This is a genomic window from Streptomyces asoensis (genome assembly GCF_016860545.1).
Lineage (GTDB): Bacteria > Actinomycetota > Actinomycetes > Streptomycetales > Streptomycetaceae > Streptomyces > Streptomyces asoensis.
The window spans coordinates 2233303-2252710 of the sequence record NZ_BNEB01000003.1 but is presented as its reverse complement, the minus strand read 5'-3'; the positions used below and the strand labels follow the sequence as shown (position 1 = coordinate 2252710).

Genomic DNA, 19408 nt, shown 5'->3' with positions numbered 1-19408 from the left:
CCCAAAGGGTTTTGACTGACCGTCAGGCGTCGGTGGAGGCCAGTTCGACGACGGTGATGTCGGAGGGGGCGCCCACCCGGGTCGGCGGCCCCCAGGCGCCCGCGCCGCGCGACACGTAGAGCTGGGTGTCGCCGTAGCGCTCCAGTCCCGCGACGGTCGGGTTCGCGGCGGCCGCGAGGAGGCTGCCGGGCCACAGCTGGCCGCCGTGGGTGTGGCCGGAGAGCTGGAGGTCGACGCCGTGGCGCACGGCGTCGTGGATCTGGACGGGCTGGTGGGCCATCAGCACGCACGCGCGCGTGGTGTCGCGGTCGTCGAGCGCACGGGCGAAGTCGGGTCCGTGGCCCTCGCTCTCGCCCGCGATGTCGTTGACGCCGGCGAGGTCGAACCAGGGCAGCTCGGTACGGGCGTTCTCCAGGGGGTCCAGACCGAGCCGGCGCACCTCCTCGACCCACTGTTCGGCGCCGGAGAAGTACTCGTGGTTGCCGGTGACGAAGAAGCTGCCCTCCCGGGCCTTCAGCCCGGCGAGCGGGGCCGCCGCCGGGCCCAGGTCCTTGACGCTGCCGTCGACCAGGTCGCCGACGACGGCGATCAGGTCCGGCTGGGTCGCGTTGATCGTGTCGACGACCCGCTGGGCGAAGCCCCGGCCGAGGACCGGGCCCAGGTGGATGTCGCTGACGACCGCGATGCGGTAGCCGTGGGCGCGGCGCGGGAGTCTGGCCAGGGGCACCGTGACCCGCTTGACCCGGGGCCCGCGCAGCACCCCGTACGTCCCCTGCCCGACCGTCCCGACGGCGACCGCGGCCGCCGTGCCCGCCACGACCCGGGAGACGAAGAGCCGCCGCGAGGGGTCCGGCGGGGGCGGCGCGCCGTCCTCGGGGTCCGGCTGCCGCGGGGCGGGCGCCCCCGCCGGCACCGTCTCCGGCTCCGGCCGCGCCACGGGCGTGTCGGCGGCCGCCCGCTTGCGGAGGAAGCGGCGCAGCAGCGGGCGGACGGCCTCGCCCGCGAGCAGCGCCAGCAGGAGATAGACCGACAGGGCCATCCACAGGAAGCCCGGCCAGGCCAGCGTGCGCTGGAGCCAGAAGGGCGCCCCGGTGCGCTCGCCCACCAGGGCGGCGACCGCCAGGATCCAGCCGCCCGCGATGAGCACGGCACCGGCGCGGCGCACCCGTCCGGGGCCGCTGGTGGTGTCGCGGAACAGCCGCCGCCACAGGTAGACGTTCGCCGTGACGAGCACCGCCAGGGCGAGCAGCACGAAGACGATCACCACGGCTATGACGCCTGCCGCAGTGCGCGCAGACCACGCAACCCGATGACCCCGACGACCGTCCCCAAGAGGAAGGAGACGATCGCGAGCGTCAGGTGCACCCAGAAGTACGCCGTGGGGTCGCCGTCGTCGAACGCGAGTCCGCTGCTGTCCTTGATCAGGTTTTTGACGAAAGTGACCCAGATGATCCAGCTCCACACCCCGAAGGCGAGCAGGAACCAGGAGACGGGGCGGCTGAGCTTCATGGGTTCAGTATCACCGGCCGGTGTCCGGTTCCGTGACCGGGGTGGGGAGGGCGACGGGACTTCGCGTCGCGTGCCGGGTACGTTCTCCGTCGTGCCCGCACCCATGATGCAGACCGTCAGGCGATGCCTGCTGGTCACCTCCGCGACCCTCGCGTCCCTCGCGCTCACCGCGCCCGTCTCGCTCGCGGCGCCGAGCCCGTCCCCGTCCCCGGCGGCGTCGGGATCACCGACGGCGTCCGGCTCGCCGTCGGCCGCCGCGTCGAAGCCGGCGTCCCCGTCCGCCTCCTCGTCGGTCGCCCCGCCCGCGGGCATGTCGTCGGTGGGCGGCACGCGGCTCGGACAGGCCGGGACGCAGGTGGCCATCGCCGGGGGCGCGCCGGTGCTGCCCAAGGACCTCACCGCGCGGTCGTGGATCGTCGCGGACGCCGAGTCGGGGGACGTGCTCGCCGCGCACAACGCGCACTGGCGGCTTCCCCCGGCCAGCACCATGAAGATGCTCTTCGCCGACACGGTCCTGCCGAGGTTCCCCAAGGCCACCGTGCACAAGGTCGCGCCGACGGACCTGGCGGGCATGGGGTCGGGCTCCAGCCTGGTCGGGATAAAGGAGGGCGAGTCGTACACGGTCCACGATCTGTGGCTCGGGGTGTTCCTGCGCTCCGGCAACGACGCCGTGCACGTGCTGTCCGCGATGAACGGCGGTGTCACCGAGACCGTCCGGCAGATGAACGAGCACGCCGAGGAGCTCCAGGCGCTCGACACGCACGTGGTCTCCCCGGACGGCTACGACGCGCCCCGCCAGGTGTCCTCCGCGTACGACCTGACGCTGTTCGCCCGGTCGGGACTCCAGAAGGCGGACTTCCGGGAGTACTGCTCGACGGTGACCGCCAAGTTCCCCGGCGAGACGAGGAAGAACAAGAAGGGGAAGACGACCCGCGGGACCTTCGAGATCCAGAACACCAACCGGCTGCTCAGCGGCGACTACGACATCTCCCAGTACCCCGGCATCGCGGGCGTCAAGAACGGCAACACCACCAACGCGGGCGCCACGTTCACGGGTGTCGCCGAGCGCAACGGCAAGGTGCTGCTCGTCACGGTGATGAACCCGGAGAAGACCGACCACAACGAGGTCTACAAGGAGACCGCGGCCCTGCTGGACTGGGGCTTCCAGGCGGCCGGCAAGGTGACGCCGGTGGGTGAGCTGGTCGCGCCGAAGAACACCGCGCAGGCCAGCGCGCAGCCGGGCGCCAACCCGTCCTCGTCCGAGGGCTCGGGGCAGGCGGGCGGCGCCGGTGACGTGTCGGCGAAGCCGGTGGCGGGCGCCGTGACCGAGGACGGCTCGGGCGGGATGTGGATCGCGCTGGCCGTCGCCGGCGGCCTGCTGGTGCTGCTCGCGGGCGGCGGATACCTCGTCAACCGCCGCTGGCCGCTGCCGGACCTGGTACGACGTCGTCGCTGACGTCGAGGTCGCCGGGCTCGTCGGGGACGCTGCCGGTCGCCGTCCAGGCCGCGCAGTACAGGACCAGCTTCGCGGTGAAGTTGATCCACAGCAGCAGGGCGATGGGCACCCCGAACGCGCCGTACATGCTCTTCGCGGCGACGCCTTGGATGTAGCCGCTCAGCAGCAGTTTCAGCAGTTCGAAACCGATGGCCCCGATGAGCGCGGCGACGACGAGACGGCGGCGCGGCGGCTCCACGCCGGGCAGCAGCGTGAGGACGTACAGCAGGAGCAGGAAGTCGGCGAGGACGGCGACGGAGAACGCGGCGACGTGCAGCAGGACGGTGCCCCAGCCCTCCTTGTCGATGCCGGACCGGTCGGTGATCCAGCCGACCAGGGCCGAGGCGACGGTGGAGATGGCGAGGGTGAGCAGCACGGCGCCGCCGAAGCCGACGAGGACACCGGTGTCCTTGGCCTTGCGCAGCACGGGGTTCTCGTCGTCGTCGGGCCGCTCCCACACCGCGCGCAGGCAGTCGCGCATCTGGCCGACCCAGCCGATGCCGGTGAGCAGCAGCACCGCGCCGGCGATGAGGCCGACGGTGCCCGCGTTCTGGACCAGGCCGTTGATGTCCAGCTGGTCGGAGATGCCGGGGACCTGGTCGGCGATCTTCTCCTGGAGCTCGCGCTGCCGGGACTCGCCGAGGGTGGCGGCGACGACGGCCGCGGCCACGGTGATCAGCGGGAAGAGCGCGACGAAGCTGACGAAGGTCATGGCGGCGGCCAGCCGCGTCCACTTCACCCGGTCCAGCCGCTCGTACGACCGCCACGCGTGCGTGGCCATGAGGCGCGCGACCCACGGCCCGACGCCGGGAAGCTTCTTCAGCCAGTCCATGATCCGACTCTGCCCCTGTCCGGAGGAACGACGCGCGTGTCGCCGGCCGGGATGCCGGCGCTGCTCCCGCGCGCTCCCGGGGTACGGGTACCCCGTGAGCACGGTACGCGCGCGTGGTTCACCAGTTGGCCACCGCCAGCGCGTACATGGCGAGCCAGGCCAGGCCGATCAGGGCGAGGGCGCGGTCGCCCAGGACGACCTCCTCGGGCTCGCCCGCGGCGCCCCGGTCGGCGAAGACCGCGTACCGCAGGACCGCCAGGACGAACGCGACCACGGACAGCTGGCGCCAGGGCAGCAGGCTGGTGGGCGCGACACCGCCTTCCTCCAGGGCCCACAGGCAGTAGCCGAGCACGGCGACCCCGGCCGCCAGCTGCCAGACGAAGCGCAGGTAGCCGGTGGTGTACTCGGTGAGCAGCACGCGCGTGGCGCCCGCCGTGCCGGCCAGCTGGACGGCCTCGGAGTAGCGCTTGGCCGCGACCATGAACAGCGCGCCGAAGCCGGTGGTGATCAGGAACCAGCGCGACAGCGGGATGCCGAGGGCGAGCCCGCCCGCCGCCGCCCGCATCAGGAAGCCGGTCGTGACGACGACGAGGTCGACGACCAGGACGTGCTTGAGGGCCACGCAGTAGGCCAGTTGCATGCCGAGGTAGGCGGTGAGCAGGACGGCGACGGCGGGTGTGGTCAGCCGGAGCGCGGCGGCGGGCGCGAGGACCGCGAGGACGCCCGCGACCCCGTACGCGGCGGACACGGGGACCCGGCCCGAGGCGATCGGGCGGTGCCGTTTGGTGGGGTGGGCGCGGTCGGCCTCGGCGTCCCGTGCGTCGTTGACCAGGTAGACGGCGGCGGAGCAGGCGGTGAACAGGACGAACACGAGGACGAGCCGGCCGGCCGTGTGGGGGGAGAAGAGCCGGCCGGCCGCGGCCGGGGCGGCGACCACCAGGAGGTTCTTGACCCACTGCTTGGGGCGGGCGGTCCGCAGGAGACCGCCGGCGAGGGTGCCGGGGCGGCGGCTCGGGGGCCGGGGCGCCGGCGGGCGGTGGGTGCGCTGCCGGTGGAGCAGGGTCTCAGCCACGGCGGTGCCCCTCCCGCATCCAGCGCGCCCCCAGCCGCGCGGTGAGCGCCCCGAGGGCCGCGCCCGCCGCCACGTCGGAGGGATGGTGGACGCCGGCGACGAGACGGGAGAGGCACATCGCGGCGGCGAGCGGCGCGACGGCGTACGCCCCGAGCGTGCCGTAGGCGACGGCGGCGGCCGCCGCGGAGGTGGCGTGCGAGCTGGGGAAGGAGTGGCGTCCCAGGGTGGGCACGAGGGGTTCGACGCGGGTGGGGCGCGGGCGGCGGACGACGCGTTTGACCCCGCTGCTCACCGCGTGCGCGCCCGCGGTAAGCGCGGCGGCACGCAGCCAGGCAGCGCGCCGGGGACGGTCGGCGGCGGCTCCCAGGGCGCCCGCCGCGAGCCACAGGGCGCCGTGTTCGCCCGCCCGGGAGAGGGCGCGCACGGCGCGGGCGACGCGTGGGTCCGCGCCCCGGGCGCGCAGCGCCGTGAGGATCCGGTGGTCCAGATCGTCGAGTTCGTCCATGCGGACCCACTGTTCACGCCGTCGCCCCGGGAACACCGGCAATATTGAGCGACATCCCATTAATCACCCATTTCGGGGAGTGATGCATGTTTCAAAATAAATCGCCCATATAGAGGCGATACGGTCGCCCCCATGTCTGCCGAGACCACCTCCGAGACCGCCCCGGAGATCACCTCCGTCACGGGATGGGGGCGCACCGCCCCCTCCGCCGCGCGCCTGGTCCGCCCCCGGACCTACGCCGAGGCCGTCGCGGCGGTCCGGGACTGCGGCCCGCGCGGGGGCATCCCCCGGGGCCTGGGGCGGGCGTACGGGGACGCGGCGCAGAACGCCGGAGGGTCGGTCATCGACGTGACGGGCCTGGACCGGATCCATGTCGTCGACGCCGGCGCCGGAGTCGTCCTGTGCGACGCGGGCGTCTCCCTGCACCGGCTCATGCAGGTCCTGCTGCCGCTCGGCTGGTTCGTGCCCGTGACCCCGGGCACCCGCTACGTGACCGTCGGCGGCGCGATCGGCGCCGACATCCACGGCAAGAACCACCATGTGTCCGGGTCCTTCGCCCGTCATGTGCTGTCCTTCGAGCTGCTCACGGCGGACGGCACGATCCACACGGTCGACCAGGGCACCGACCTGTTCGACGCGACGACCGGCGGCATGGGCCTGACCGGCGTCGTGCTGACGGCCAGGATCCGCCTCCAGCCGGTCCGCACGTCCCTGATGTCCGTCGACACCGAGCGGGCCCGCGACCTCGACGACCTGATGGCCCGGCTGACCGCGACCGACCACCGCCACCGCTACTCGGTCGCCTGGATCGACCTGCTCGCGCGCGGCGCGGCCACCGGGCGCGCGGTCCTGACCCGCGGCGAGCACGCGACGCCGGCCGCGCTGCCCGCCCGGGCGCGCAGGGACCCGCTCGCCTTCCGCCCGTCCCGGCTGCCGGCCGCTCCCCCCTTCGTGCCGGGCGGCCTGCTCACCCGGACGACCGTAGGGCTGTTCAACGAGCTCTGGTACCGCAGGGCGCCGCGCGCGCGCAGCGGCGAACTCCAGAGCATCTCCGCCTTCTTCCACCCGCTCGACGGCGTCCCGCACTGGAACCGCGTCTACGGCCGCGACGGCTTCGTGCAGTACCAGTTCGTCGTCGGGTACGGCCAGGAGGACACCCTGCGCAGGATCGTGCAGCGGCTGGCCGACCGCCGCTGCCCGTCCTTCCTCGCCGTCCTCAAACGGTTCGGGGACGCCGACCCCGGGTGGCTCTCCTTCCCGCGTCCGGGCTGGACCCTCGCCCTGGACATCCCCGCCGGGCTGCCGGGCCTCGGCGCCTTCCTCGACGAACTCGACGAGGAGGTGGCCGCGGCGGGCGGCCGCGTCTCCCTCGCCAAGGACTCCCGGCTGCGCCCCGAACTGCTCGGCGCGATGTACCCGCGCCTCGACGACTTCCGCGCGCTGCGCGCGGAGCTGGACCCGCGCGGGGTGTTCGTGTCGGACCTCGCCCGCCGGCTCAACTTCCAGGAGTCACCATGAAGGACGCCTTCGGCCTCCCCCAGTCCCTGCTCGTCCTCGGCGGCACGTCCGAGATCGCGCTGGCCACCGCGCGCCGGCTGATCGCCCGCCGCACCCGCACGGTGTGGCTGGCCGGGCGCCCGTCGCCCGCCCTGGAATCCGCGGCGGCACAGCTGCGCACCCTGGGGGCGGACGTGCACACCGTCGCCTTCGACGCGCTCGACCCGGGGTCCCACGAGGCGGTCCTCGGCAAGGTCTTCGCGGAGGGCGACGTCGATCTGGTGCTGCTGGCCTTCGGGGTCCTCGGCGACCAGGCGAACGACGAACGCGATCCGTCGGCGGCGGTGCGGGTCGCGCAGACCAACTACACGGGGGCGGTGTCGGCCGGGCTGGTCGCCGCGCGCGGCCTCCAGACCCAGGGACACGGCTCCCTGGTCGTCCTGTCCTCGGTGGCCGGCGAGCGGGCCCGCCGCTCGAACTTCATCTACGGCTCCAGCAAGGCGGGCCTCGACGCCTTCGCGCAGGGCCTGGGCGACGCGCTGCACGGCACGGGCGTCCACGTCATGGTCGTGCGGCCCGGGTTCGTCCGCACCCGGATGACCGAAGGACGGGAGGAGGCGCCGCTGGCGACCACGCCGGAGGCGGTCGCCACGGCCGTGGAACTGGGGCTGCGCCGCCGCTCGGGGACCGTGTGGGTGCCGGGGGTGCTGCGGCTGGTGATGGCGGCCGTGCGGCACACCCCGCGCGCCCTGCTGCGCCGGCTGCCGGTCTAGGGGCGCGGGCCCGCGGGACGGTGGGCGCTAGCGCGCGGGCAGGGAGCCCCGGCCGACGCGGGCCGTCTGCGGGGGCACGACCGCGCCCCCGAACGCGAAGTCGCGCAGTTTGCGCCAGACGCCGTCGGCGCCCTGCTCGGCGAGGGCGAAACCGGTGCAGGACCAGCCGGCCTCGTAGTGGGCGAGCTCCTCGAAGGCCCGGTCCATCGCCGCCTCGTCGATGCCGTGCGCGACGGTGACGTGCGGGTGGTAGGGGAAGAGCAGCTCGCGGGTCAGCGGCCCGGAGGCGGACCGGATCCGCTGCTGGAGCCAGGCGCAGTTCTCGGCGCCCTGGACGACCCGCAGGTAGACCACCGGCGACATGGGCCGGAAGGTGCCGGTGCCCGACAGCCTCATCGGGAAGGGCCGGCCGGCCGCGGCGACCGCGGTGAGGTGCGCCTCGACGCCCGGCAGCGCCTGCGCCCCGACCTCGGTCGGCGGCAGCAGCGTGACGTGCGTGGGGATGCCGTGAGCCGCGGCGTCGCCGAAGCCCGCGCGCCGCTCCTGGAGCAGGCTGCCGTGAGGCTCCGGGACCGCGATCGAGACGCCGATCGTTACGGTCCCCACGTCTTCTCCTTCGTCATGTCGTCCTGGCGGGGTGTGTTGCCGGGTTCGTACTCAGACGTACGGCTATCGACTGTACGGCCACGGCTGTGCTCTGGGCAGGCGCAGGGGAAGTGATGTGCAGCGCTCTGTTCCCGGGAACAGGTGTGCGGCGCGCCCCGGATGCCTCCGCGCGCCGCCCCGTGTGCTTCCGCGCGCCGCTCAGTGCTTCGCGGGCAGGAAGCCCACCCGCTCGTACGTCCGCGAGAGCGTCTCCGCGGCGACGGCACGCGCCTTCTCCGCGCCCTTGGCCAGGATCGAGTCCAGCGTCTCGGGGTCGTCCAGGTACTGCTGGGTGCGGTCCCGGAAGGGCGTCACGAAGTCGACGACGATCTCGGCGAGGTCCGTCTTGAGCGCGCCGTAGAGCTTGCCCTCGTAGCTCTGCTCCACCTCCGCGACGCTCTTGCCGGTCAGCGTCGAGTAGATGCTGAGCAGGTTGCTCACACCGGGCTTGTTCTCGGTGTCGTAGCGGATCACCGTGTCGGTGTCCGTGACCGCGCTGCGGACCTTCTTGGCGGTGGTCCTCGGCTCGTCGAGCAGGTTGATGAGCCCCTTCGGCGTGGACGCCGACTTGCTCATCTTGATCGACGGGTCCTGGAGGTCGTAGATCTTCGCCGTCTCCTTGGGGATGTACGGCTTCGGGACCCGGAAGGTCTCGCCGAAGCGCCCGTTGAAGCGCTCGGCGAGGTCACGGGTGAGCTCGATGTGCTGGCGCTGGTCCTCGCCGACCGGCACCTCGTCGGCCTGGTACAGCAGGATGTCCGCGACCTGGAGGATCGGGTAGGTGAACAGGCCCACGGAGGCGCGGTCGGCGCCCTGGCGGGCGGACTTGTCCTTGAACTGGGTCATCCGGCTGGCCTCGCCGAAACCGGTGAGGCAGTTCATGACCCAGGCGAGCTGGGCGTGCTCGGGGACGTGGCTCTGGACGAAGAGCGTGCAGCGCTCCGGGTCGAGACCGGCGGCCAGCAGCTGCGCGGCGGCCAGCCGCGTGTTGGCGCTGAGCTCCTTCGGGTCCTGCGGGACCGTGATCGCGTGCAGGTCGACGACCATGTAGAACGCGTCGTGGGTCTCCTGGAGCGCCACCCACTGGCGGACGGCACCGAGGTAGTTGCCGAGGTGGAACGAGCCAGCCGTGGGCTGGATTCCGGAGAGCACGCGGGGTCGGTCATTCGCCATGCGCCCCATTCTCGCAGAGGCAGGGGGGTGGTCCCGGTGTGCGGCGGACCGCGCGCCGGGAGGTCCCCGCGCACCGGCGGCGGGGCCGCGCCCGGCGGCGGCCCCGCGCCCGGGGGAGAACCTCAGCCGAGGTCGATCTCCGGGTACAGCGGGAAGCCCGCGACCAGGTCGGTCGCCCGCCGGGAGATCTCGTCGGCCACCTTCGCGTCCAGCACGTGGGACGCCTTGCTGGGGGCGCCCGACTTGGTCGTGCCCTGCTCCGTGGTGGTCAGGACCCGGTCGATCAGGGCGGCCACCTCGTCCATCTCGGCCGTACCCAGCCCGCGGGTGGTGAGCGCCGGGGTGCCGATGCGGATGCCGGAGGTGTACCAGGCGCCGTTGGGGTCGGCGGGGATGGCGTTGCGGTTGGTGACGATGCCCGAGTCGAGCAGGGCCGCCTCGGCCTGCCGTCCGGTGAGCCCGTAGGAGGAGGCGACGTCGATCAGGTTCAGGTGGTTGTCCGTGCCGCCGGTCACCAGGGTCGCGCCGCGCCGGGTGAGGCCCTCGGCCAGCGCGCGGGAGTTGTCGACGATCCGCCGGGCGTAGTCCTGGAAGGACGGCTGCCTGGCCTCGGCCAGGGCGACGGCCTTGGCGGCCATGACGTGCGGGAGCGGCCCGCCGAGGACCATCGGGCAGCCGCGGTCGACCTGGTCCTTGAGGGAGTCGTCGCACAAAACCATGCCGCCGCGCGGGCCGCGCAGGGACTTGTGGGTGGTGGTCGTGACGATCTGCGCGTGCGGGACCGGGTCGAAGTCGCCGGTCAGGACCTTGCCCGCGACCAGGCCCGCGAAGTGCGCCATGTCGACCATGAGGGTCGCGCCGACCTCGTCGGCGATCTCGCGCATGATCCGGAAGTTCACCAGCCGCGGGTACGCCGAGTAGCCGGCCACGATGATCAGCGGCTTGAAGTCGCGGGCCGAGACGCGCAGGGCCTCGTAGTCGATCAGGCCCGTGGCCGGGTCGGTGCCGTAGGAGCGCTGGTCGAACATCTTGCCCGAGATGTTCGGGCGGAAGCCGTGGGTCAGGTGGCCGCCCGCGTCCAGGGACATGCCCAGCATGCGCTGGTTGCCGAAGGCCCGGCGCAGTGCGGCCCAGTCGGCCTCGGAGAGGTCGTTGACCTGGCGGACGCCCGCCTCGGCGAGCGCCGGGACCTCGACGCGGTCGGCGAGCACCGACCAGAAGGCGACGAGGTTGGCGTCGATGCCGGAGTGCGGCTGGACGTAGGCGTGCCGGGCGCCGAAGAGCTCGCGGGCGTGCTCGGCGGCCAGCGACTCGACGGTGTCCACGTTGCGGCAGCCCGCGTAGAAGCGGCGTCCGATGGTGCCCTCGGCGTACTTGTCGCTGAACCAGTTGCCCATCGCGAGGAGGGTGGCGGGCGAGGCGTAGTTCTCCGAGGCGATCAGCTTGAGCATCTCGCGCTGGTCGTGGACCTCCTGGCCGATGGCGTCGGCGACGCGCGGCTCGACGGCGCGGATCACGTCGAGCGCGGCACGGAAGGCGGTGGACTCGGTGGAAAGGGGTGCGGAATTCTCGGGCATCGGGGACCTCCGGACGTGGCGTTCGGCGTGTTCGGTTCGGCCCAGGCGCACGGCACTCTTGCTGCTCACGAGCCGCTCCCCGATGGTCCGTCCCATCCCAGCGCGCCAGTCACGACCCGCTCGCCAGCCTACCGGGCACCCCCGGATCCCGAGGCCCCGCGTCCACCATGCGAGCGAAGGGCCCGGGCCGCGCGGGGCCGCGCCCGGGACGGCTCCGGGCAGCTCCGGACGGCTCCGGGCGGAGGCCGTCAGAGGATCACGTGGGGCAGGAAGCGGGCGTACTCGTCGGTGACCAGGCCGCCGGACTCGCGGATGCCGAGGCCCGCCGGCTCGTCCTCCACCACCCACGCGCCGAGGACGACATGGTTGCCGTCGAACGCCGGCAGGGGCGCCAACTGCTGGTAGCAGCACGGCTCGTCGGTGCGCGGGACGGCGGCGGAGCCCGGCTCGTGCAGGGTGACGCCGGCGCCCTCGCGGCCCAGCAGCGGCTTGGCGACCCAGCCGGTGGTGTCCGCCAGTTCGCGGGGGCCGTCGAGGTAGGCGGGGAGGAGGCTGGGGTGTCCGGGGTACAGCTCCCACAGGACCGCCAGCAGGGCCTTGTTGCTGAGGAGCATCTTCCAGGCCGGTTCGATCCACATCGTGCTGCCGGTGCCGCCGCCGTTGTCCAGGCTGTCCAGGACGTGGTCGGCGAAGCGGTCGGTGGTCAGCCACTCCCAGGGGTAGAGCTTGAAGCAGGAGCGGATGAAGCGCAGGCGGTTGTCGACGAAGCGGCCGGAGAGCGTGTCCCAGCCGATCTCCTCCATGGAGATCCAGTCGGTGTCCAGGCCGGCCTGCTCGGCGGTCTCCTTGAGGTAGGCGACGGTCATGAGGTCCTCGCCCAGTTCGTCCTGCGAGGAGTGGGCGAAGTGCAGCGGGCTGCCGGGCGGCAGGAGGGCGGCCTGCCGCTTCCAGGCGGCGACCAGCCGTTCGTGCAGGGAGTTCCACTGGTCCGCGCCGGGGAAGCGGTCCTCCATCCAGAACCACTGGGGGGAGGCCGCCTCCACGAGCGAGGTGGGGGTGTCGGCGTTGTACTCCAGCAGCTTCGCCGGGCCCGTGCCGTCGTAACGCAGGTCGAAGCGGCCGTAGACGGAGGGGAGTTCGGCCCTGCGGTGCCAGGCCTCGGTGACGGCCGCGGCGACCCGCGGGTCGGTGATGCCGAGGTCGGCGAGGCGGTCGGACCCGACCAGGTGGGCGGCCGCCGCCAGGCACATGGTGTGCAGTTCCTCGACGGTCTCCTCCAGGGCCTCGACCTCGTCGAGGGTGAAGGAGTAGTACGCGCTCTCGTCCCAGTAGGGGCGCAGGCTGCCGTCGGCGTGGCGGGTGAGGGGGTAGATCAGTCCCTGTTCCTCGACGGTCCGCTGCCAGCCGGGGCGGGGTTCGACGGTGTGGCGTCGCATGGGTGCCGGTGTCCTGTTCAGCCGCTCGGTCGTCGGGTCGCTCGGGCGCGCTGCCGCTCAGCCGCCGGAGCCGCCCTTGTGGCCGCCGTCACCGTCACCGCCGAAGCCGCCGCGGCTGACACCGCTGCCCCCGCTGCCGCCCGAACCGCCGGACCCCTTGCCGGGCTTGTTCAGGGAGCCGCCGTCGACCCAGGAGCCGCTCTTGCTGCCGCCGTAGTACCAGGCGCCCTTCGCCGTGGTCCCGCCGGACTTGCAGTTCTTGTCGGCGACCACCTTGTAGCCCTTGGCGCGGGTGTAGCTGTCCCGGTCCACGCAGCGCTTGTCGGGGTCGGAGGAGCAGGCGGTCAGCGCGGCCGCGAGCACCCCCATGCCGCCCAGTACGACCGTGCCCGAGCGAAGTCTGCGACGCGTGTCCGCCATGGTTTCCGTCTCCCCGTTGTCACACCGCCCCTACGGCGATTTCCGGCCGTCAGCCTAGACACCGTGCCGAGTCCGGCCGAAGGGGGCCCGCCCACCGGCCGTTCCCCTACAGTCCTTTCGTGCTCTTCGGAATGGTGTGCGCCCTCGGCGCGGCGGTCTGCTTCGGTACCGCGACGGTGTTGCAGGCGGTGGCGGCGCGGGCCGCCGCCGGCGGGAGCGGCGGGGACGCGGCGCTGCTGCTGAGGGCGGTGCGCCAGTGGCGGTATCTGGCGGGGCTCGGGCTGGACGGGCTGGGGTTCGTGTTCCAGATCGTCGCGCTGCGGTCGGTGCCGATCTACGCCGTGGGGGCGGCGCTCGCCTCCAGCCTGGCGGTGACGGCGGTGGTCGCGGCACGGCTGCTGCGGGTGCGGCTGAGCCGGACCGAGTGGGCGGCCGTGGGGGTGGTGTGCGCCGGGCTGGCCATGCTGGGGCTGGCGGCGGGCACGGAGGGCGAGGAGAGCGGGCCCGCGGCGCTGCCGTGGGTGATGCTCGGCGCGGCGGGCGGTGTGCTGCTGATGTGGGTCGCGGGCAAGGGCCTGACCGGGCGGAGCCGGGCGCTGGTGCTGGGCCTGGGCGCCGGGTTCGGGTTCGGGGTGGTGGAGGTGACGGTGCGGTTGATCGACTCGCTCGATCCGCCGGACCTGCTCACCGATCCGGCGCTGTACGCCCTGCTGCTGGGCGGCGGTGCCGCGTTCCTGCTGCTGACGTCGGCCCTCCAGCGTGGGTCGGTGACGACGGCCACGGCGGGAATGGTGATCGGGGAGACGATCGGGCCGGCGCTGGTGGGCGTGGTGTGGCTGGGCGACCGGACCCGGGAGGGGCTCGGCTGGCTGGCCGTGCTGGGGTTCGCCGTCGCCGTGGCGGGAGCGCTGGCACTGGCCCGGTTCGGCGAGGCGCCCGGGACCCCCGCGGTCGCGGAGCCGGAGCCCGCGCCGGAGCCGCCGGTCAGGCCATCGCCTCGGTGATGCCGTCCCAGAGCCGGATCCTGGCCTCCAGGGCGAGGGTCGCCGTCTCGACCGCCTCCCGCCAGCGGGTGTCGTCGTCGCCGCACAGGTCGGCCACCATCTGCATGGCCATGGGGGTGTGTTCCTCGCCGTCGACCTCGATGTGGCGGGCGAGGTAGTCGCGGAAGAGCGGGAACCGGTCGGCGCCCTCCTTCCTGATCACCTGGTCGAACATGTCCGGGATGAGGTCCTCCCGGGAGAAGGCGAAGGCCGCGGCCCGGCAGTGCAGGGGCCGGCCGGCGATGATGTCGAAGGTCGTGCGCACGAACGCGGCGGCGGGCGCGGGGACCTGGGCGACCCGCAGCGCCGAGGGCACGTCGTGGCCCTCGGCGACCAGCGCGACGAAGGTGTCGATCCGGGCCGTGGCGGCGCCCGCCTCGTCCATGCCCGCGCGGTACAGCTCGAAGTGGCTGGTGAAGCCGCCGTTCAGTGCGTCGCTCTCCTCGACGAGCACGATGTCGTTGATGAGCCGTCGGCCCACTCCCGAGCCGCGCGGCACCCAGGGGACGTCGACGCAGGTGAGGTCCCGCTGGAGCGACTTGAGCAGGGACATGAAGTCCCAGACCGCGAACACGTGGTGGGTCATGAAGGTCGCGAGGTCCTCGCGGCTGCCCATCCGCCGGTAGATCGGGTGGGCGGTCACTTCTTTCCGGATCTGCTCGATCTCCGAACGGGCCCTGTCGATTCCCTCGTGCTTCATGTTCCAGTCGTACCGGGACATGACTCTCCTTTGTCCGGGAAATATGCGGGGCTCGATCGTGCACTTCCGGCGAGCCGCCAGCAAGCGCTTCCAGGAATTCCCGGAAAGTTACCCGGAGTACCCCTCCTTTAAAGACGGCGAGACCACGGAAAATCTGACGAAAAGCCGCGATCGGGACACCGGGAGACAGTTGTAGAACTTTGAAGAAACTGTGAACGCAAGCGCTCTCCGTTGCGTACTCGACGGCGTGACCAGTAATCCCGTCACCGTCACCACCGCCTATCGAGTGGTGCCGGGCCGCGAGGCCGACTTCCATTCCTGGGGGTGGGCGATGCTGGGCGCGAGCGCACGGCAGCCCGGCTTCCTGGGAGGCGGTGTACTGGTCGACGGAGAGGCGGAATGGCATGTGGTCTATCGCTTCACCACCGAGGGCACGGCCCGGGCCTGGGAGGACTCGGCCGCCCGGCGGGAGTGGTCCGGCCGGACGCTCGGCATCGCCCGGGAGACGGACCGCAGAAGCATGCGGGGCTCCAAGGCCTGGTTCGACTCCCAGGCCCCGGCACCGCGGCCGCCGGCCCCGCCGTCGAAATGGAAACTGTGGTTCGTGAATATGAGCGCGGTTTTTCCACCGGTGCTCCTGTTCAATCTGATTGCGCTCCCCTATCTCGGGGGACTGAATCCGATTGTGCGCACGCTGCTGCTCTGTCTCTGCGTGACGGCGCTCGTCACGTGGATTCTCATGCCCCGGCTCCAGCGCTTCTTCAAGAAATGGCTGTATCCACCGCTCCAGGCGCTGCGCGGACGGCACAAGAGACGGACCGCCTAGAACCCGAGAACGACCCTAGGGAGGTGGGCGGGTGAAGACCCTGCTCATCGACAATCACGACTCGTACACGTACAACCTGTTCCAGTTGATCGCCGAGGTCAACGGCGAGGAACCGGTGGTGATCCTCAACGACACCCCCGCGGACGCCGTTCCCGATCTCGCGGCCTTCGACAACGTCGTCGTGTCACCCGGGCCCGGGCACCCGTCGAAGCCGCGTGACTTCGGCATCAGCGCGGCGGTACTGGCCGGCTCCCCCGTACCGGTGCTCGGCGTGTGCCTCGGCCACCAGGGCATCGCCCAGGGCGAGGGAGGCCGGGTGGTCCCCGCCCCGGAGCCCCGGCACGGGCATCTGTCGGCCGTCCGCCACGACGGACGGGACCTCTTCCAGGGCCTGCCGCAGCACTTCACCGCGGTGCGCTACCACTCGCTGGCCGTGCGCGAGCCGCTGCCCGCCGCCCTGGAGGCCACCGCCTGGGCGGAGGACGGTGTCCTGATGGGGCTGCGGCACCGTGAACGGCCGCTGTGGGGCGTCCAGTTCCACCCGGAGTCGGTGCTCACCGAGTACGGCCACCGGATGCTGGTGAACTTCCGCAACCTCACGGCCGAGCGGGCCCGCAAGCCCCGCTCCAAGAACACCGCGGTCACACCGGCCGCCGCGGCGATACCGGGCCCGGCGGTGATCGTGCCCCGTCCGCGCCGCGCCGAGGGCCCCGCCCACCGGCTGCACACCCGCCGTCTCGCGGGCGCGATCGACACGGAGGCCGCCTTCACGCGCCTGTACGCCGACTCGCCGCGCGCGTTCTGGCTGGACAGCTCACGGGTCGAGCGGGGGCTCTCCCGCTTCTCGTTCCTCGGCGACGACAGCGGTCCGCTGGCCGAGTTCGTCCGGTACGACGTCGAGTCCGGACGCTGCGAGATCGAGCGGGCGGGACGGCCGCCGCGCAAGGTCCGGGCGAGCGTCTTCGACTACCTGAAGCGCCGGCTGGCCAACCGCCGCGTCGACGCCACCGGCCTGCCCTTCGACTTCACCGGCGGCTACGTCGGCTACTTCGGCTACGAGACGAAGGCCGACTGCGGCTCCCCCAACCGGCACCGCGCGACCACCCCGGACGCCTGCTGGCTGTTCGCCGACCGGCTGATCGCGGTGGACCACGAGAAGGGCTTCACCTACGCCGTCTGCCTGGCCGAGGACACCCCGCAGGCGACCGCCGAGGCCACCGACTGGCTGGAGAGCACGCTGGGCCGGATCGCCTCCCTGCCGACCGAGCCCGACCGGCCGCGCCCGGCGCGGGCCGCGACGGACGGGCCGGGGAGCGCGGCGCCGGGCGCGGGCCCGGCCGGAGCCGGCGAAAGGGCCGGCGAAGGGGCCGGCGGGGGCGGGTCCGCCGGGGTCGAACCCTGGCTGGTGCGGGACCGGGCCACCTACCTCGCCGACATCGAGGCCTGCAAGCGTGAGCTCGCCGCGGGCACCAGCTACGAGATCTGCCTGACCGACGCGGCGGCTTTACCCGCTCCGGACGACGCGTACGGCTTCTACCGGGTGCTGCGCCGCGTCAACCCCGCGCCCTACGCCGCCTTCCTGCGCTTCGGTGACCTCGACGTGGCCGGCTCCTCGCCCGAGCGGTTCCTGCGGATCACCCGGGACGGCGTCGCCGAGGCCAAGCCGATCAAGGGGACCGCGCCGCGCGGGGCCGGCCCGGCCGAGGACGCCCGGCTCCGGGACGCGCTGGCGGCGGACGCCAAGACCCGCGCGGAGAACCTGATGATCGTCGACCTGCTCCGCAACGACCTGGGGCAGGTCTGCCGGACCGGCACCGTGCGGGTGTCCCGGCTGATGGCGACCGAGACGTACGCGACCGTGCACCAGCTCGTCTCCACGGTCGAGGGCCGGCTGCGCGAGGACACCGACGCGGTGGACTGCGTACGCGCCTGCTTCCCCGGCGGGTCGATGACCGGGGCCCCGAAGCAGCGCACGCTGGAGATCATCGACGGGCTGGAGACCGAGGCGCGCGGTGTGTACGCCGGTGCCCTCGGATACCTGGGGTGCAGCGGCGGCGCCGACCTCAACATCGTCATCCGGACCGCCGTCCTGGCCGACGGGGTGCTGCGGATGGGGGCCGGGGGCGCGATCGTCCTGGACTCCGACCCCGTCGCCGAGTACGACGAGATGCTGCTGAAGACGGCCGCCCAGATGCGGGCCCTGCGCGAGCACACCGCGGCGCGGGCGACGACACCCGGCGAGAGGGTCACCCGATGACCGCCGCGCGCTCCACGACGACGTCACCGTCCGCCCCGGCGCCCCTGTCCGCGACGGCCCCGCCGGCCGCTGCCGTCCCGTCTCCCCCGGTGACGTCCGGCGCCGCCGTGCCCCGCGGGGAGGCGGCCGGACCCGGCAATCTCGCCGCGCAGCTCGCCGACCTCGCCGAGCGGCGCGGGTGGGGCGGCCGGGCCGCGTTCCACCAGGGGCACCAGGTGTGGACCCACGCGCAGGTGCACGCCCTCGCGGCGCGCGCCGCCGGGGTGTTCGCGCAGCACGGGGTCCGGGCCGGCGACCGGGTGCTGCTGGCGCTGCCCGACGGGATCGCGTGGGTGACGGCCTTCCTCGGGGCGGCACGGCTCGGTGCCGTCGCCGTCCTGGTCAATCCCGAACTGCCCCCGCCCGAGCACGCGTTCATGGCCGAGGACACCGAAGCGGCGCTGTGTGTGACCGGACCGGGCCTGGAGGACCGCTTCGCCGACCGGGCCCGCCTCGGCGCCGACCAGCTCCTCGCGCTCGCCCCGGTCACCGCACCGGCCGCCGCCCACCCGGTGGACGCGCACGCACCGCTGTACGTGCAGTACACCTCCGGGACCACGGGTCGTCCGAAGGGGGTCGTGCACACCCACGGCGACCCGAAGACGTACCACGACCTCATCGGGCGGCGGCTGCTCGGGATCACCGAGGACGACGTCACCCTGTCGGTGTCGAAGCTGTACTTCGCCTACGGGTTCGGCAACGCCTTCGTCTTCCCGCTCTTCTCCGGCTCCAGCGCCGTGCTGGTGGACCGCCGCCCGACCCCCGCCGCCGTCGACGAACTCGTCGCCCGGCACCGGGTGAGCCTGCTCTACTCGGTGCCGTCGGCCTACGCGGCGCTGGTCGCCGACCGGGGCGACGGCCACGCGGCCTGCTTCGCCTCGGTGCGCGCCGCGGTGTCGGCGGGCGAGGGCCTGCCGGACGGGCTCGGCGCACGGATCACCGAGCTGCTCGGGGCGCCCGTGCTGGAGCAGATCGGTTCCACCGAGGCCGGTCACGCCTTCTGCGCCAACAGTCTCGGCCACGACCACCCGGGCACCGTCGGGCGTCCCGTGCCGGGGTTCGAGGTGGAGCTGCGCGACCGGTCGGGGCGGCCGGTGCCCGACGGCGCCGAGGGGGAACTGTGGGTGCGCGGGCCGACGGTGACGCCCGGCTATCTCAACCGGCCCGCCGAGACGCGGCGCACGCTGGTCGGCGGCTGGCTCGCCACCCATGACCGGGCGCGCCGCGAACCGGACGGCGCCTACCGGCACCTGGGCCGCACGGACGACATGGAGATGGTCGGCGGGATCACCGTCTCCCCCCTGGAGGTGGAGGCCGTCCTGCGCACCCACCCGGCCGTCCGCGAGGTGGCGGTGGCCGCGGTCCCCGACCACCGGGGCGCCACCCGTCTGCGGGCCTTCGTCGTCCCGGACCGCCCGGCCGCTCCCCGGGGCGGCACGGGCCTGACCGGCCTCGAGGACGAGCTCCTCGTTCTCCTGCGGGAGCGGCTCGCCGCGTTCAAGGTGCCGCGGAGCGTCAGCTTCGTCGGGTCACTGCCCCGTACCTCCACCGGCAAGCTCCGCCGCCACCTGGTCCGCCGGGGCGCGTGGTGACCGTGTCCGGGTCCCCG

Annotated in this window: 18 protein-coding genes and 1 riboswitch; of the genes, 7 read left to right on the top strand and 11 right to left on the bottom strand. The window is 73.2% G+C overall.

Annotated features, from left to right (window positions below):
* Positions 1–22: 22 nt before the first annotated feature.
* Together Saso_RS22775 and Saso_RS22770 are read right to left on the bottom strand one after the other, a co-directional pair.
* Positions 23–1267 (bottom strand): metallophosphoesterase, encoded by a 1245-nt coding sequence (locus Saso_RS22775; protein WP_189920448.1) that lies wholly within the window; start codon positions 1265–1267, stop codon positions 23–25.
* 2 nt (positions 1268–1269) lie between these two features.
* Complete coding sequence (locus tag Saso_RS22770; RefSeq protein WP_189920450.1) at positions 1270–1509, bottom strand: SCO4848 family membrane protein; 240 nt, start codon at positions 1507–1509, stop codon at positions 1270–1272.
* Between Saso_RS22770 and Saso_RS22765 the strand changes: the two genes are divergently transcribed.
* Complete coding sequence (locus Saso_RS22765) at positions 1448–2965, top strand: D-alanyl-D-alanine carboxypeptidase (RefSeq protein WP_189920452.1); 1518 nt, start codon at positions 1448–1450, stop codon at positions 2963–2965. The two genes, Saso_RS22770 and Saso_RS22765, sit on opposite strands and share 62 nt — an antisense overlap.
* Here Saso_RS22765 and Saso_RS22760 read toward each other — a convergent pair.
* The 3 genes from Saso_RS22760 to Saso_RS22750 all read right to left on the bottom strand — a co-directional run bounded on the left by Saso_RS22760 (position 2919) and on the right by Saso_RS22750 (position 5413).
* Positions 2919–3836 carry a YihY/virulence factor BrkB family protein gene (locus Saso_RS22760; protein WP_189920454.1) on the bottom strand — a complete coding sequence of 306 codons (918 nt, stop codon included), beginning with the start codon at positions 3834–3836 and terminating at the stop codon, positions 2919–2921. The genes Saso_RS22765 and Saso_RS22760 overlap by 47 nt on opposite strands.
* A 118-nt stretch (positions 3837–3954) precedes the next feature.
* Positions 3955–4908: a decaprenyl-phosphate phosphoribosyltransferase gene (locus tag Saso_RS22755; protein WP_189920456.1), complete on the bottom strand. Its 954-nt coding sequence runs from the start codon at positions 4906–4908 to the stop codon at positions 3955–3957.
* A complete protein-coding gene (locus tag Saso_RS22750; RefSeq protein ID WP_189920458.1) occupies positions 4901–5413 on the bottom strand; it encodes a phosphatase PAP2 family protein in 513 nt (170 codons plus the stop codon). Before Saso_RS22750 ends, Saso_RS22755 begins: the two co-directional genes overlap by 8 nt.
* Before the next feature lie 132 nt (positions 5414–5545).
* On the opposite strand from Saso_RS22750, the gene Saso_RS22745 reads away from it, so the two are divergent.
* Together Saso_RS22745 and Saso_RS22740 are read left to right on the top strand one after the other, a co-directional pair.
* Positions 5546–6931, top strand: coding sequence for an FAD-binding protein (locus tag Saso_RS22745; protein ID WP_189920460.1), 1386 nt, complete (start codon positions 5546–5548; stop codon positions 6929–6931).
* Positions 6928–7683, top strand: coding sequence for a decaprenylphospho-beta-D-erythro-pentofuranosid-2-ulose 2-reductase (locus Saso_RS22740; RefSeq protein ID WP_189920462.1), 756 nt, complete (start codon positions 6928–6930; stop codon positions 7681–7683). The genes Saso_RS22745 and Saso_RS22740 overlap by 4 nt, the downstream gene beginning before the upstream one ends.
* Positions 7684–7710: 27 nt before the next feature.
* On the opposite strand, the gene Saso_RS22735 is transcribed toward Saso_RS22740, so the two are convergent.
* The 5 genes from Saso_RS22735 to Saso_RS22715 form a co-directional block, all read right to left on the bottom strand.
* A complete protein-coding gene (locus Saso_RS22735; RefSeq protein WP_189920464.1) occupies positions 7711–8289 on the bottom strand; it encodes a 2'-5' RNA ligase family protein in 579 nt (192 codons plus the stop codon).
* A 198-nt stretch (positions 8290–8487) separates the two neighbouring features.
* Complete coding sequence (gene trpS / locus Saso_RS22730; protein ID WP_189920466.1) at positions 8488–9501, bottom strand: tryptophan--tRNA ligase; 1014 nt, start codon at positions 9499–9501, stop codon at positions 8488–8490.
* A gap of 122 nt (positions 9502–9623) precedes the next feature.
* On the bottom strand, positions 9624–11078 hold the full coding sequence (locus Saso_RS22725; protein ID WP_189920468.1) for a glycine hydroxymethyltransferase: 1455 nt from the start codon (positions 11076–11078) through the stop codon (positions 9624–9626).
* A 32-nt stretch (positions 11079–11110) separates the two neighbouring features.
* Positions 11111–11201, bottom strand: a riboswitch (ZMP/ZTP riboswitch).
* 125 nt (positions 11202–11326) lie between these two features.
* On the bottom strand, positions 11327–12514 hold the full coding sequence (locus Saso_RS22720; RefSeq protein ID WP_189920470.1) for a glutathionylspermidine synthase family protein: 1188 nt from the start codon (positions 12512–12514) through the stop codon (positions 11327–11329).
* A gap of 57 nt (positions 12515–12571) precedes the next feature.
* Positions 12572–12934: a hypothetical protein gene (locus Saso_RS22715; RefSeq protein WP_189920472.1), complete on the bottom strand. Its 363-nt coding sequence runs from the start codon at positions 12932–12934 to the stop codon at positions 12572–12574.
* A 131-nt stretch (positions 12935–13065) separates the two neighbouring features.
* On the opposite strand from Saso_RS22715, the gene Saso_RS22710 reads away from it, so the two are divergent.
* Positions 13066–13938, top strand: coding sequence for a DMT family transporter (locus Saso_RS22710; protein WP_189920586.1), 873 nt, complete (start codon positions 13066–13068; stop codon positions 13936–13938).
* Here the strand turns inward: Saso_RS22710 and Saso_RS22705 are convergent.
* A complete protein-coding gene (locus Saso_RS22705) occupies positions 13919–14698 on the bottom strand; it encodes a DUF3050 domain-containing protein (RefSeq protein WP_189920474.1) in 780 nt (259 codons plus the stop codon). The two genes, Saso_RS22710 and Saso_RS22705, sit on opposite strands and share 20 nt — an antisense overlap.
* 226 nt (positions 14699–14924) lie before the next feature.
* On the opposite strand from Saso_RS22705, the gene Saso_RS22700 reads away from it, so the two are divergent.
* The 3 genes from Saso_RS22700 to Saso_RS22690 are packed head-to-tail and all read left to right on the top strand — an operon-like array spanning position 14925 to position 19391.
* On the top strand, positions 14925–15503 hold the full coding sequence (locus Saso_RS22700) for an antibiotic biosynthesis monooxygenase (protein WP_229901189.1): 579 nt from the start codon (positions 14925–14927) through the stop codon (positions 15501–15503).
* A 31-nt stretch (positions 15504–15534) separates the two neighbouring features.
* Positions 15535–17760 carry a chorismate-binding protein gene (locus tag Saso_RS22695; protein ID WP_203833539.1) on the top strand — a complete coding sequence of 742 codons (2226 nt, stop codon included), beginning with the start codon at positions 15535–15537 and terminating at the stop codon, positions 17758–17760.
* Positions 17757–19391, top strand: coding sequence for a benzoate-CoA ligase family protein (locus Saso_RS22690; RefSeq protein WP_189928699.1), 1635 nt, complete (start codon positions 17757–17759; stop codon positions 19389–19391). Before Saso_RS22695 ends, Saso_RS22690 begins: the two co-directional genes overlap by 4 nt.
* Positions 19392–19408 lie beyond the last annotated feature (17 nt).